10 protein-coding genes are annotated in these 13679 nt (G+C 55.1%); 5 read left to right on the forward strand and 5 right to left on the reverse strand.

Features of this window, described 5'->3' with window-relative positions; translation table 11 throughout:
• Positions 1-112 precede the first annotated feature (112 nt).
• Entirely contained in the window at positions 113-1300 is a 1188-nt protein-coding gene (locus EIP93_RS14510) for a CocE/NonD family hydrolase (protein WP_125232896.1), read from the forward strand.
• Positions 1301-1371: 71 nt separating this feature from the next.
• Here the strand turns inward: EIP93_RS14510 and EIP93_RS14515 are convergent, their stop codons facing one another.
• From EIP93_RS14515 to EIP93_RS14530, 4 genes are all read right to left on the reverse strand, one after another.
• Positions 1372-2589, reverse strand: coding sequence for a multidrug effflux MFS transporter (locus tag EIP93_RS14515; protein WP_125233347.1), 1218 nt, complete (start codon positions 2587-2589; stop codon positions 1372-1374).
• Between the two features lie 125 nt (positions 2590-2714).
• Complete coding sequence (locus EIP93_RS14520) at positions 2715-5804, reverse strand: efflux RND transporter permease subunit (RefSeq protein WP_125232897.1); 3090 nt, start codon at positions 5802-5804, stop codon at positions 2715-2717.
• The gene (locus tag EIP93_RS14525) at positions 5801-6910 is read right to left on the reverse strand and encodes an efflux RND transporter periplasmic adaptor subunit (RefSeq protein ID WP_125232898.1); all 1110 of its coding nucleotides are present in this window, start codon (positions 6908-6910) and stop codon (positions 5801-5803) included. The genes EIP93_RS14520 and EIP93_RS14525 overlap by 4 nt, the downstream gene beginning before the upstream one ends.
• A 93-nt stretch (positions 6911-7003) precedes the next feature.
• Positions 7004-7618 carry a TetR/AcrR family transcriptional regulator gene (locus EIP93_RS14530; protein WP_103941094.1) on the reverse strand — a complete coding sequence of 205 codons (615 nt, stop codon included), beginning with the start codon at positions 7616-7618 and terminating at the stop codon, positions 7004-7006.
• A gap of 86 nt (positions 7619-7704) precedes the next feature.
• On the opposite strand from EIP93_RS14530, the gene EIP93_RS14535 reads away from it, so the two are divergent.
• The 3 genes from EIP93_RS14535 (at position 7705) to EIP93_RS14545 (ending at position 12039) form a co-directional block, all read left to right on the forward strand.
• Entirely contained in the window at positions 7705-9222 is a 1518-nt protein-coding gene (locus EIP93_RS14535; protein ID WP_125232899.1) for an efflux transporter outer membrane subunit, read from the forward strand.
• Positions 9223-9505: 283 nt separating this feature from the next.
• Complete coding sequence (locus tag EIP93_RS14540; protein WP_125232900.1) at positions 9506-10810, forward strand: lytic murein transglycosylase; 1305 nt, start codon at positions 9506-9508, stop codon at positions 10808-10810.
• Positions 10811-10920: 110 nt separating this feature from the next.
• Positions 10921-12039, forward strand: coding sequence for an alkene reductase (locus EIP93_RS14545; protein WP_103862094.1), 1119 nt, complete (start codon positions 10921-10923; stop codon positions 12037-12039).
• Here EIP93_RS14545 and EIP93_RS14550 read toward each other — a convergent pair whose 3' ends face one another.
• Positions 12040-12951 carry a LysR family transcriptional regulator gene (locus tag EIP93_RS14550; RefSeq protein ID WP_103862095.1) on the reverse strand — a complete coding sequence of 304 codons (912 nt, stop codon included), beginning with the start codon at positions 12949-12951 and terminating at the stop codon, positions 12040-12042.
• A 315-nt stretch (positions 12952-13266) separates the two neighbouring features.
• Here EIP93_RS14550 and EIP93_RS14555 point away from each other — a divergent pair, with 315 nt between their 5' ends.
• Complete coding sequence (locus EIP93_RS14555) at positions 13267-13593, forward strand: EthD family reductase (protein WP_103862096.1); 327 nt, start codon at positions 13267-13269, stop codon at positions 13591-13593.
• The last annotated feature ends 86 nt before the right edge of the window (positions 13594-13679 follow it).

Below are 13679 nucleotides of genomic sequence, written 5' to 3' on the forward strand. Positions count from 1 at the left end.
ACCACAGCTCAATAGACCTTCTGTTGCCGTTGAGGCAACCATGAATACCTGATATTCATCGGGCAGTTTTGAATGAAAGTACCTCATCAAACACCAGCCAAGGTTAACAAAAATGCGACACCACTCTATAGCTAGCTTTACCAGAGTAACCGTCATTGCTGCATTGTTTGGTATCACCTTTTCTTCCATCGCCGCACCACCGAATGTTTCACTACAACATGTTTCACTACAACATCAGCAATTCGAAGGCCTGATCAGAGAGCCGCTTTCGTTGCAGGTCACACTGGATAATGGTAAGCCCGCCATACTCGATGCATTTGTCACCCGACCAATCAGCCAGACAACACTCCCTGTGGTGATAATCACGAATGGCACCGTGGGTACTGCCGAATTTGATCGCTGGGAAATGAACCCAAACCGTGCATCGTCAACGGCACTTGCCTTTGCACGCCACGGTTATGCTGCGGTCACCGTTCTGCGGGAGGGGTACGGTTACTCAAGCGGTGGTGCCGAATATTTAGGCGGCTCCTGTAAGCAGCCCCTGCATAAGCTGGCTGGTGAAAAAGACACAAGAGATCTATTGGCCGCGCTTGAGGCTATAAGACGCCAGCCCTGGGCCTCTCCGGATAAAGCGGTTCTGGCAGGTATGTCAGCAGGCGGTTTTGCTGTTCTGGCAACCAGCGCAGTTAACCCGCCCGGCGTTCAGGCTATTATCAATTTTGACGGAGGAAGGGGGTCGATCGACGGTAAATCACTTTGTGACAGAGCTGGTCTGATTCACGCATTCACAACTTATGGCGTAACAGCGCGCATCCCTTCACTGTGGCTCTATTCCCGCAATGATCAATCTTTCACGCCAGAAATGGGCAGAGCATTTTATGAGGCCTATCGCAGCGGTGGCGGTAAAGCCGAATTTATCGAAATGCCTGCTTTTGGAAAAAATGGACACGTCTTTATGGATACCGCCCCAGAAGATTTCTGGTGGAAACGCGTGGCTGGCTTCCTTGCACAGCAACACTTGCCATACGAGGAAGTCGTCACCTTACCAGTAACGCATCTTGCTTCCCCCGCAAACCTGAATAACAGCGCAGGCAAAAAGGCGTTCAGAAAATACGAGACGGCGCGACTTTATGAGAAAGCATTTGCGACAGGCAAGGACGGAGCATGGGGGACGGCATACTGGGCGCGAACTGGCCGTGAAGCAGCGGATGCAGCCATTAAGAGCTGTGAAAAATTCCAGCCTAAAGGGGCAGCCAACTGCACTGTCTACGCCATCAATGATGAGGTTGTTGCAAAGTAGATCGGCCATGGCATCGGAAACCCCTTCGGGGGTTTCCGTACCGGTTTAATCAAGCCCGTGCTTTTATAGCATTACGCCTTTGAACGTGTATTCGATCCCGCCAGCGAACTACAGCGAAACAATACCAGTGCAATCAGGCAAGTCACTGCTTGTATAGCGCCCAGCGTGGTGACGGCAGGAAACGGCAGTACCGAGCCCAGCCAGGTTGTTAGCGCCGCCATTCCCATCGTCAAAAAACCAAGCAGCGCAGATGCCAAGCCCGCTTCTTTCCCGAAGGGGCCCATGGTAATCGCCGTTCCCAGTGGATTGGCCAAGCCCATTCCCCAGAGGAAGACGACCATCGACAAGGTATACCCGCTCAGGCTTGGCGCTTCCGGCCCAAGTAGTAGCAAGCCCCCACCGGCTAACGCGGTAGCGAGCCCCGCCGACGCAATCCTTCTCGGGCCATAACGGCGAGCCAGTCGCGGCGCGGCCATGCCAGCACCAAAGACAACGAACACGGTGGAGGCAAAATAGAGCCCAGCCTGCAGTGAGGATAGACCGATCCCACTCATCAGAATCGCAGGTGCAGCGCCAAAAGAGGCAAACAAGCCGCTCATCAACAGACTCACCGACAGTGCTGGAAGGATAAACTTCCCATCCACAATCAGCTTGCCGTACGCCACGATGACGCTCGAAATGGAGTACGGTGCGCGACGCTCTGCGGGATGTGTTTCTCCCAGCCCGTGAGCATAGAAGACCGCGATGACAAAAGCGGCAAGTCCCACCAGTATAAAGATCGCTCGCCACCCCAATGTGGTAGTCAATACGCTTCCCACCAGCGGCGAGAATCCAGGAGCCGCTGCCGTCGCGATCATCGTCAGAGATAGCGCACTCGCCAGCGTTTCACCGTCAAATAAATCACGTGCAATCGCGCGCGCTAACACAGCAGCAGCACATATCCCCAGCGCCTGAATGACTCTTCCCACAATCAGCGTTTCAAGTGAGCCAGCAAGGCCGCCGACTACCGTGCCAACGATGAATATTGCCAGCCCTCCCAGAACGAGGTTCTTACGCCCGTAGCGATCCGACAACGGGCCGACAACCAATTGAGCCAGCGCGAAAGTAATGAAAAAACTGGAAAGCGTCAGACCAAGTTCACGCGCCGACGCCCCAAGCTGCTCTCCGATATCGGGAAATGCCGGAAGAATGATGTTTGTAGACAATATGCTAATAGCCGAAAGACCAGCCAATAGCGCGACAATTTTTCCGCTTAGTCGCGGGCCTTCGGAATAATGGGTTTTCGCCATAATCTCAGTACTCATGGTGGCCTCAACGCCAACGAGTGGCGTGGGAATACGCTCCACGCCCGCAGGCTGGATGGCTCTCGCCACAATGTGTGATGTGTGGCGAGTGCTTTTATATGGATTACGGTTTATACCGATACGGGTTTATCGACATGCGTCTGAGTATCGGGGCGTATTTTGAACCAGATTGCATACATCGCTGGCAGGAAGACCAGCGTCATGATGGTTCCCCCTAACGTCCCGCCAATCAGCGTGTACGCCAGTGTGCCCCAGAAGACGGAATGAGTAAGCGGAATAAATGCCAGAATCGCCGCCATCGCCGTCAGCAACACGGGCCGGGCGCGCTGCACCGTTGCTTCCACCACGGCATGGAACGGATCGAGTCCTTCCTTCTCGTTATGGTGGATTTGTCCGATCAGTATCAACGTGTTACGCATCAGGATGCCCGATAGCGCGATCAGTCCGACAAGCGCGTTGATGCCAAACGGCTGGTTGAAGAGTAGCAGCGTTGGCACCACGCCAATCAGCCCCAGCGGTGCGGTGAGGAAGACCATGACCATCGCCGACATTGAACGCACCTGTAGGATGATGATCAACAGCGTGATGGCAATCATGATAGGGAACAGCGGTGCCATTGCTTTGGTCGCTTTTGCCGATTCTTCGATCGAGCCAGTCTGCTCAATACGGTATCCGGCAGGCAACGTATCAATAATGGGCTGCAATGATTTTACAATGGTCGCGGACACATCCGGTGGTTGCAGCGTTTCGGCGATGTCACCACGAACGGTAATCGTCGGTGTGCGGTCCCGACGCCGAAGCACAGGATCTTCCATTCGTACCTCGACCTCACCGATCTGCGACAGAGGAATGCGTTGGCCAGCCGCTCCAACTAACGTAAAGCCTTCTATTTTTGCGGGATCGCGGCGAATCTCCCCTGCGGCGCGCCCCACCACCTGCACAGAACGAATATCTTCACGCACAGACGTAATCGGGGTGCCAGAGAGCAGGAACTGAAGTTGCTGAGCCACCGCGCTTGATGTCAGCCCCACCGACTGCAACCGATCCTGATCCAACGTGAAATGCAGCGTCGGCACACGCGGTCCCCAGTCGGTATTGACCGTCCTCATCATCGGGCTGGCCTGCATCACCGCTTTCACTTTATCGGCAATCTCACGTAATGTGGCAGGATCCGGCCCCATGACGCGGTAGGCAACCGGAAAAGGTGAATACGGGCCAAACACCAGTTGCGTCACACGGACACGCGCTTCGGGCGCTAGCCCGCCAGCCGCCGCTTCACGCAGCCGAAACTTGAGTGCCTCACGCGCTTCCTGACTGTCCGTCAGCACGACAACCTTCGCAAACGACGGATCGGGTAACTCAGGGGCCATCGCCAAATAAAAACGCGGTGAGCCCTGCCCGATATAGGACGTAACGATTTTTGCTTCGTCCTGTTGTTTCAGCCAGTCTTCGATCTTCGCCGTCGTGATACTGGTCTGCTCAATGGACGTGCCATAAGGCATCTGCACCTCCACCAGCACTTCAGGACGATCGGACGTTGGGAAGAATTGTTTCTTGACCATACCCATCCCGAGAATAGCCACAACAAATAAGACGATAACGGTGCTGGCAACCATCCATTTCCGCGCGATAACACGCGTCAGTAAACGGCGAAATTGGTTGTAATGGCGAGTGTCGTAGATGGCGGCATGTCCCCCCTCCACGGTTTTGATTTCCGGCAGCATCTTCACGCCTAAGTAAGGCGTAAAGACCACCGCAACCACCCAAGAGGCTATCAGCGCAATGCCAACGATCCAGAACATGTTGCTGGTGTACTCACCGGCGGTAGACTGCGCGAAACCGTTAGGCATGAACCCCACGGCGGTTACCAGCGTACCGGCCAGCATCGGGGCAGCCGTATGGCTCCAGGCATAGGCGGAGGCTTTGATGCGACCATAGCCCTCCTCCATTTTCACCACCATCATCTCGATGGCAATAATGGCGTCATCCACCAATAGTCCCAGCGCCAGAATCAGCGATCCTAACGTGATGCGATCGAAGTTCTTACCGGACGCTTCCATCACGACGAAAACAATCGCCAGCGTCAGTGGCACTGCTGCTGCGACAACAACCCCCACACGCCAGCCCATGCTGACGAAACACACCGCCATCACCACAAGCAATGCGACGAAGAACTTGATCATGAATTCATCAACGGACGAGCTAATGTTCACCGATTGATCGGTAACCTTCGACAGCGTCATCCCCAGCGGCATGCCTTCATTGATCCTGGTGGTCTCCGCATCCAGCGCTTTCCCCAACGTTAAACCGTTCCACCCTTCACGCATCACCACGCCCAGCAACAGCGCTGGCTCGCCTTGATTACGGACCAAAAAGGTCGAGGGATCTTCATAGCCACGGCTCACCGTCGCTACATCCGACAGTTTCAGTGTTCTGCTCTGTGCGATAATCGGCGTGTCACGAATTTTCTCCAGCGTGTCGAAGGCACCGTCCAAGCGAAGAAAGACCTGCGGGCCGTCTGTTTCAATCGAACCGGCAGGCGTCAGTACGTTTTGGTTGTTCAGCGCAGAGAAAATGTCCTGAGGAGAAATCCCCAGCGTCGCCAGTCGGTCATGCGAAAACGACACAAAGATCCGTTCAGACTGCTCCCCGATAATATTGACCTTCTTCACGCCCGGCACATGCAACAGACGCTGACGCAACGATTCGGCATCACGAACCAACACACGCTGAGGCTCGCCCTTCGCCTTCAGCGCAAAGAGCGCAAACGTCACATCCGAGAACTCATCGTTGACCATCGGCCCAATAACGCCCGCTGGCAGGTTTTTGGCTTCATCGCCGAGCTTTTTGCGCGCCTGATAGAATTCCGCCTGTACCTGTGAAGGAGGCGTACTATCGAGCAGCGACAGCATGGTGAAGGAGAGCCCCGGACGCGTGTAGGTTTCTGAACGGTCGTACCACTTCAGTTCCTGCATACGCTTTTCTAACGGTTCGGCCACCTGATCCTGCATTTCCTGAGCGGTCGCCCCCGGCCATGCAGAGATAATGGTCATCTGTTTGACAGTGAACGGTGGATCTTCTGCCCGTCCCAGTTCGAAGAACGAGAGAATGCCGGCCACGGTAATCAGGATAATAAGGAAGAGTGTGATGGCGCGCTCGCGCACCGCGAGCGCCGAAAGGTTGAACCGTAGCTCACTCATGGTCGGTTCCCCACCGTGTCGGCAGCACGCGATTCTGCCATGCGGATCTCTTCGCCTTCATGCAGCAGGTGTGCGCCCAACGCCACAATCTGTTCACCGGGCTGTAGGCCGCCAGTGACTCTTGCCGTGTCATCACCCAACCCAAGCACGTTGACAGGGTGCCACGACACCTTGATAGGCTCACCGGAAATACTCCACACGCCCGGCCCTTTCCCCGCATCATAAAGCGCGGCGATAGGCACCTGAAGAACCGGCTCAGATAACTTATCTTCTGCAATATTGAGTGTGACGGTGGAACCGAGCGGCGCGTTCGCCAGCGCGCCTTCAAGGACATAGCGTGCTTCAAACGTACGAGTCTGAGGGTCGGCAGCGTCGGACAGCAGTCGCAGTTTCGCGGGAATGGCGGGCTTACCAGAACCGTATCGCATCGCCATGGCTTCGCTTCCAACCACGGGGCGTAGCGTCTCAGGCAGATGTACGATGGCCTCCCGTTGCCCCGCACGCGCCAGCCGGATAACAGGCTGCCCGGCACTGACCACCTGCCCCGGTTCAGCCAGCGTGTCGACCACCACCCCATCGGCGTCGGCCATCAAAACGGCATACCCCGTCGCATTGCGTGCCACATCGGCCTGAGCCTGCGCGGCGCTCAGTTCCGCTTTCGCCGTCTCGGCAGCCGCCTTGATCTGATCGTACGCTGACGCGGAGATAGCACCTGCGGCAACCAGACCTCGATAGCGTGCTTCATCATCGGTAGCCTGTCTGGCACGAGCCCGCGCAGCGGCAACCGTCTGCTGTTGGGCTTGTGCCTGTAAGCTGAGATCGATGGGGTCCAAACGCATCAAAGGCTGACCGCGTTTGACGCTTTCGCCGGTATCAACCAGACGTTCAAGTATTTTGCCTTGCACCCGAAAACCAAGGTCGCTTTGAATGCGGGCGACAACGACGCCAGTAAACGAGCGCGACGTTTCGGCGGCACTCACCACGGTAGCCGTTCTCACTAAAGGAGGCTGATTGCGTGGATCGTCAACGTTGGTAGCGTCGCCACACGCCACCAGGGCGAGAGGCAACAGGCAAACAGCAAGAGTGGCGGATTTGAGCCGAAGCATGGGTTCCCTTCTTAAATGAGCAGGACAGAAACCGCATTCTCCGACTGGTGACCAAAATTGTCAATGGTCACTTTTTTTAATATACCAGACTTTTTAAGGTGACAGGCTACGCAATATTAACGACGACAGTAACACCGCAGCGGACACTGCCGTATCCAGGTTATATTGCAGTTGAGCGGGGACGATATAAGGGCGCATAACCAGATAGATTGCATCCGCCGTCTCATCCAGTGGCGTCTTACGTTCGAACTCCCCGGACTGCCGTCCCTCCAGAAGAATTTGCTGAATAAGCTGACGTAGTTTTTCTTCATGTGCCTCTGCCGAAGGCCACCGATCTCGGCTGGCTACAGCAGCAATATCGTATAACTTACGATCGTGAAAAAATAAGTCACTGCCCGCTTCTGTCAAGGCTCTGAACAGGCGTCTCAGTTTTTCTGACGCCGTTGGCGCATCAGCAATTGCTGAATTGACAATATCCATAATCATCGCCAGCCGGCTGGCACAGATCACCTCGCCTATCGCCTGCTTAGAATCAAAAAATTTGTAGATATATGCCTTAGAAAAACCAATCGCTTTGGCTAAATCGGACACGGTTGTTTTTTCATATCCAAAGTGTCCGAAGTGCTCTTTGGCCGCTTCCACAACCTGATCTCGAACGCTATGGTCCGACGGCCCGCGTGGGGGATGTGTATTCATATGTTTAGTCATTTTTCAAGCTTAGCTCACCGAGCCCTGATTGACAACGAGTGACCAAATGGTAATGTGGTCACAATTTTTTGACTCAAGGAATTACTATGTTATCCCTTCGTACCCTTTCCCTGGTGGTGGCCACGAGCTTAATGGCAGGTTGCGCCGTTGGGCCGGATTATCACCGCCCGGATGCGCCGCTATCGGCGCGTTATCAGGCGCAATCCGCCGCAGAACGATCTGTATCAAAGCAGCCTGTCTCAAAACAATCCGTCACAAAACAATCCGTCACAACATCAGGGAACGCGACCCAGGCTGCCGATGTGGCGGTCTGGTGGGAAAGTTTCAATGATCCCTTACTGAGCCAGTTAGTTTCAAGCGCGCTCGCACAGAATCTTGATTTAGCCCAGGCGTCCGCACGGATGAGTCAGGCCCAAGCCGGGCTTGGCGCAGCAACAGCGGCTCTTCTGCCATCGGGAAACATCAGCGGGCAAGGCGCCCGCGCCTATCAGTCGGTTGAAACGTCACAGGGCCAGCTGCTTAACGCGGTTCCTGGCTATAGTCGCTACGGCAATGCCTATGAAGCCGACCTTAACGCCAGTTGGGAGCTTGATGTATTCGGTGGTCTGAGACGCAGCCGTCAGGCGGCACTGGCTGATTATCAGGCTTCCGAGGCAGGCGTCGCGGCCACACGTCTGGCCGTCGCCGCTCAGACTGCCGATATCTATATCACCCTGCGCGGCTTACAAACGCGTCTGGCGATCGCCACTAGACAGGTCAATACGCAGCAAGAACTGCTGGATAAAGTACAGCTACTGCACAGCAAAGGACTCGCCGCAGAATATCAAATCCGCCAGACCGAAGGCACGCTTTCACAGGTTCAGGCCACCGTGCCGGTTCTCCAAACAGGGCTTGATGCCGCGATGAATGCATTAGACGTTATGCTCGGCACGCCTCCCGGCACCCATCGAGCCCAGCTGTCCACCTCACAGGCCATTCCACAGCCTCCGACGCTCATAGCAACAGGGACACCCGCCGATCTGCTGCGCCGCAGACCCGATATTATCGTGGCCGAACGCCATCTCGCGGCGTCCAACGCACGCATCGGGGTAGCCATCAGCGAGTACTATCCTAAATTCTCGCTCAGCGCCTTACTCGGCAGCGCAACGTCGGTGTCGAGCGGCAATCTGTTCTCCAACGGTGCCAGCCAATCAGCGGGCGTATTGGGACTACGCTGGCGACTCTTCGATTTTGGCCGCATTAACGCCCAGATCGATCAGGCTAAGGGACAGGAAGCCGAAGCGCTGGCGGCTTACCGCCTGTCAGTACTCCGTGCGACCGAAGATGTTGAGAACGCCTTCTCGGCCTTGGTCAATCGCGAAACGCAGGCCACAACGTTAACCGCTGGTGAGACATCGTTAGCCCGCGCGCGACAGTCGTCTTTCATCGCCTACCAGAAAGGGACAAGCAGCCTGATTGACGTCCTTCACGCCGATGAAACCCTGCTACAAACCTCCGATGCCCGGGCTCAGGCGCAAACCGAATCGGCGCGCGCAGCCGTCGCCACCTTCAAGGCTCTCGGCGGCGGTTGGCAGCCACCAGAAGTCATAGCAAAAGCGCCATAAGGTACCAATGAACCTGAGTGCAAACGCTGTCAGCAGCAATACGCCGTTACGAAAACAGAAATAATGCTACGGATGAGTGTGGTTAGTGACACTTATGTCAATGGTTGTCTGTATATTCTGACGTGTTGCTGCACTATTACTCTAAGAGAGGTTGCACGATTTCATGGTGGCGCCCGACAGCGATGATCCGGTAGTGACGTTACGGGCCTGCTTTCGATACGTCTCTATACCCTACATCATTCGAATTGCAGTGTGATGGGTATCTCTCTTATGGAACAGTCAAATGGTCAATAACAGAACGCAGGCATCATCCATGCTGTTGATGTCTAGAGTCATGGTGTTGATGCTTGGTACCGGGGTGTTGAGTTCATGCGCCCAAACGCCTCATGAATGCAAGGATATTAACGGGTTGCTGAAATCGCACGGCGTCACTGACACGCCCGCGGGTCTCCCCGTGCCCGACAAAAGTGTAGGGCAATGGAAAGCGGAACTGCGCCAGGCGGCGCTTTCTCAGGGAATCACGGCGGATACCTTTGATAAGGCGTTGGCTGGCCTGACGCTGGACAACGACGTGGTGGCAGCCACACAAAAACAGCCTGAGCTGGTCACCCCTGTGTGGACCTATCTTGAACAGCGGGCCACGCCGGAAAATATTGCGCAGGGGAAAACGCTGCTTAAGCAATACGCGGACGTCGTAACGCGCATCAATCAGCGCTATCAGGTGGATCCGCCATTGCTGTTCGCCTTTCTCTCCATTGAAAGTCATTATGGTGCCAATACTGGCAACAAAGCGGTCATCCGCTCGCTAGCCACGCTGGATTACTACAATTATCGGCGGGCGTTTAACCGGCAGAATCTGATTGCGGCATTACGTATGATTCAAAACGGCGATGCACAGCCAGATCAGATAAAAGGATCCTGGGCCGGGGCGATGGGAATGCCTCAGTTTATACCAACCTCTTACTTGCACTACGCCGTAGATTTTGATGGCGATCGCCACCCTGATATCTGGACCTCTTTCCCCGACACGTTGGCGTCGGTGGCAAATTATATGCAGCAGGCCAAATGGAAAGCGGGCGTCCCGTGGGGGGTTGAAGTGAATCTGCCCAGCGGTTTTGATTATTCCCTTTCTGGTATGGATAGCCAGAAAACCGTCGCTGACTGGCAGGCACTCGGGGTAAAAACTGCGGTACCGAGAGATCTGGCATCGCTGTCTTCTGAGAAAGCCTCAATATTGCTGCCGGTCGGGAAGAATGGCCCAGCGTTTCTGGTGACGGATAATTTCCGCGCCATTCTGCGGTATAACAATGACGTTTCCTATGCGCTTACTGTCGGCTTGCTGTCGGATAATTACCAGCACGATACGCCGGTACGCAAACCCTGGCCGCGTCAGGAAACGCCGTTAACGCGCAAAGAACGCGAGGCGCTGCAAATTCTGCTACAGGAAAAGCACCTCTATCAGGGCGCTATCGACGGCAACATTGGCCGCGGCACCACGCAGGCGGTCCGCACCTACCAGCAGCAGGAAGGGTTACCGCCGGATGGCTACCCCGACCATGCCTTGCTTAACAGGTTACGCTGCCAGTAAACACCGTGAAGACAGGTAGAATTTATGGAACATCTGTTCGGAACAGACAGGTGTTCCCTCCTCCCCTTCCTTTCCCCATCATGGTCGGTACTTCATAAAAGGACCGAAACATGGACAAATTATTTACCTCCTTCACCGTCGGCGGTACGGCACTCACTAACCGTATTGCGATGGCACCGATGACCCGTTCTCGCGCACGCCAAGGCGACACCGCTGATGAACTGACTGCGACGTATTACCAGCAGCGCGCATCTGCCGGGCTGATTATTACCGAGGGCGCTCAGATCTCCGTTCAGGGTCAGGGCTATCTTTTTACGCCGGGCATTTATAACGACGAGCAGGTGAAAGGCTGGGAAAAAACGACGCGGGCCGTTCACGAGCGCCATGGCAAAATCTTCATTCAGCTCTGGCACGTCGGCCGTATTTCTCATACCAGTTTACAGAATGATAGCAATGCGCCGGTCAGTTCTGTTGCGGTCAGAGCACAGCATTCAACCTGCTACGCCTGGGATGAAAAAGGTCAGCCCGGCCCCGTACCGGTCACGACCCCGCGCGCGCTAACAGCGGCTGAGATCGCCTCCGTGGTACAGGATTACGTCACCGCCGCAGAGAATGCCATCCGCGCAGGGTTTGACGGGGTTGAAATCCATGCGGCGAATGGTTATTTGCTGGAACAGTTCATCAATGGCGGGCTGAATACCCGTGATGATGAATACGGCGGTGCGCCTATTGAGAACCGTCTGCGCTTCGTACTGGAAGTCACGGATGCGGTATCGCGCGCTATCGGCTCGGAAAAAACAGGGATCCGGTTGGCCCCCTTCGGACGCCTCTTCGACATGCACGCCTTTGAGGGAGAGGAAGACACCTGGCTACAGCTGGCAGCCAAACTTGGTGAACGCGCGCTCGCGTATGTCCATCTCAGCGATCAGAAAACGCTCGGCCAACAGGCTATTCCTGATGGATTCGTCGAGAAATTCCGGGCAGCCTATGATGGCACGCTGGTTATCGCAGGCGGGTTCGATAAACAGAGTGCCGAAGCCTATCTGCAAGAAGGAAAGGCAGACCTGATTGCGTTTGGTCGGCCATATATTGCCAACCCTGACCTTGCCGAGCGCATGGCAAACGACTGGCCGTTAAATGACGTCAACCGCGCAACCATGTATGGCGGCACGGAGGAAGGGTATACCGATTACCCGTTCTATTCAGACCTAGCCGACGACAAAAAGTAATCAATCCAACTGGCCGTCTTCTGCCGCCTTAATCAGCGTATCCACCACGTGACGTATCTTGGGCAGCAGTTGGCGGCTTTTAGGCCACAGTGCGCTGATCGGCATTTCACCGCCAGCGTGGCGGGCAAGCACCTCTTTCAGCTCGCCACGCTCAAGGTATTGACCGACCAGCCAGCGTGGCAGTTGAGACAAGCCACATCCGGCAAGCGTAGCGGCCAGCATCGCGTCACCGTCAGCAAATTCATGCGTGGGCGGTGGCGTATAACGCGTTATCTGCCCATTATCTTCCTTCAGCAGCCAGGAAATCGGCTGATTCCGGCGAAACCCGACCACACAGCGGTGTTGGCTCAGTTCATCCACCGACACCGGCTCACCATGCTCAAGCAGATAGTCTGGGGAAGCACAGATGACCAGTTTCTGGGTTGTCAGCCGTCTTGCCACCAAACCACTGCTGTCGGCCAGTTCACCGATGCGGATGACAAGATCAATTCCGTCTTCAATCGGGTCCACAAACCGTTCGCTAAAGGTCACGGTTAACGCCAATTCAGGGTAGCTGCGGGTAATGTTCAGCAGAACGGGGAGAATGCGCTGCCTGCCGAAGGCCGCGGGCAAATCCACCCTGAGCCGCCCCGCAGGCTGACAAATGTGAGACGTCAGCTCGGCTTCTGCCTGCTCAAGAATATCCATAGCGCTCTGACAGCTGATCAGAAAGCGTTCGCCATCCGGCGTGAGGCTGAGGCGACGCGTCGATCGCTGAAACAGCTTTAGCCCGAGTCGCTCCTCAAGACGGCCGACGCTCTTCCCCACCGCAGACTTCGTCAGGCCCAGCCGTTCGGCCGCAGCGGTAAAGCTGCCTAGCTGTGCCGTGGTAACAAAGGCGTTGATACCGCCCAGATGATCGGTTGTACGCATACTCAATTGTCCATTAAACGTATCAGGTTCAGCCTGCATGCTTGATTTGAAAAATAACGTCCTGCGAACGTCGCGGGATCCAGACTGCATTTCACATCACGATACCGTTTACATCCTGTCACCATTGTTGAATTTATGTCTACATAGAGGCGAATGAAAGCCGGTTTATCATGAAATAAAAAACAATCATAGTGATTCGCTCATTTACCGCGAGGCCTCAAAGCGAAAAACCATGAGGCAACGGCAACGATGAAAGGCTCGACAGCCTCAGTTATCGCGGGAATAACCCAGAAGGCATCGACACCGGAGAACGTTATGGCAGCAGTAGCAGGTTTTAAACACGTGGGTTTTATTACCCGTAAGCAGGGTCAGAGCTTTGAAGAGTTTGTGAAACACTGGAATGAAGTCCATACCGAAATCGCCCTGCGCCTGCCCGGCTTAAAGGGATACGTTCTGAACCCTATCGATCGGGAAAAATACCCGGACTCACCGGTGGATGGCTTTTCAGAGTTGTGGTTTGATTCCATCGACGATGCGATTGCAGCTTTCAACTCGCCAACGGGTAAAGAGGCTTTTGCGGATGTTCCCAATTTTGCCGACCACGTTGCCGTCACGTATATCACGGAAATGAGAAAGCGCTGAGAGACTTCAGGTTTCGCTCTGAGAACGTGGATGTCAGAACCCAAGGCTACACCGGGAAACCCACCAGAGTGAGCTGCCCCCTGAAT

Origin of the sequence: Pectobacterium versatile, from assembly GCF_003932035.1 — a bacterium.
Taxonomy (GTDB): Bacteria; Pseudomonadota; Gammaproteobacteria; order Enterobacterales; family Enterobacteriaceae; genus Pectobacterium; species Pectobacterium versatile.

Excerpts from the sequence above, each read along its gene's own strand:
- EIP93_RS14510 (WP_125232896.1), top strand. The coding sequence starts at position 113 with ATGCGACACCACTCTATAGCTAGCTTTACCAGAGTAACCGTCATTGCT.
- EIP93_RS14515 (WP_125233347.1), bottom strand. The coding sequence starts at position 2,589 with ATGGCGAAAACCCATTATTCCGAAGGCCCGCGACTAAGCGGAAAAATT.
- EIP93_RS14520 (WP_125232897.1), bottom strand. The coding sequence starts at position 5,804 with ATGAGTGAGCTACGGTTCAACCTTTCGGCGCTCGCGGTGCGCGAGCGC.
- EIP93_RS14525 (WP_125232898.1), bottom strand. The coding sequence starts at position 6,910 with ATGCTTCGGCTCAAATCCGCCACTCTTGCTGTTTGCCTGTTGCCTCTC.
- EIP93_RS14530 (WP_103941094.1), bottom strand. The coding sequence starts at position 7,618 with ATGACTAAACATATGAATACACATCCCCCACGCGGGCCGTCGGACCAT.
- EIP93_RS14535 (WP_125232899.1), top strand. The coding sequence starts at position 7,705 with ATGTTATCCCTTCGTACCCTTTCCCTGGTGGTGGCCACGAGCTTAATG.
- EIP93_RS14540 (WP_125232900.1), top strand. The coding sequence starts at position 9,506 with ATGGTCAATAACAGAACGCAGGCATCATCCATGCTGTTGATGTCTAGA.
- EIP93_RS14545 (WP_103862094.1), top strand. The coding sequence starts at position 10,921 with ATGGACAAATTATTTACCTCCTTCACCGTCGGCGGTACGGCACTCACT.
- EIP93_RS14550 (WP_103862095.1), bottom strand. The coding sequence starts at position 12,951 with ATGCGTACAACCGATCATCTGGGCGGTATCAACGCCTTTGTTACCACG.
- EIP93_RS14555 (WP_103862096.1), top strand. The coding sequence starts at position 13,267 with ATGGCAGCAGTAGCAGGTTTTAAACACGTGGGTTTTATTACCCGTAAG.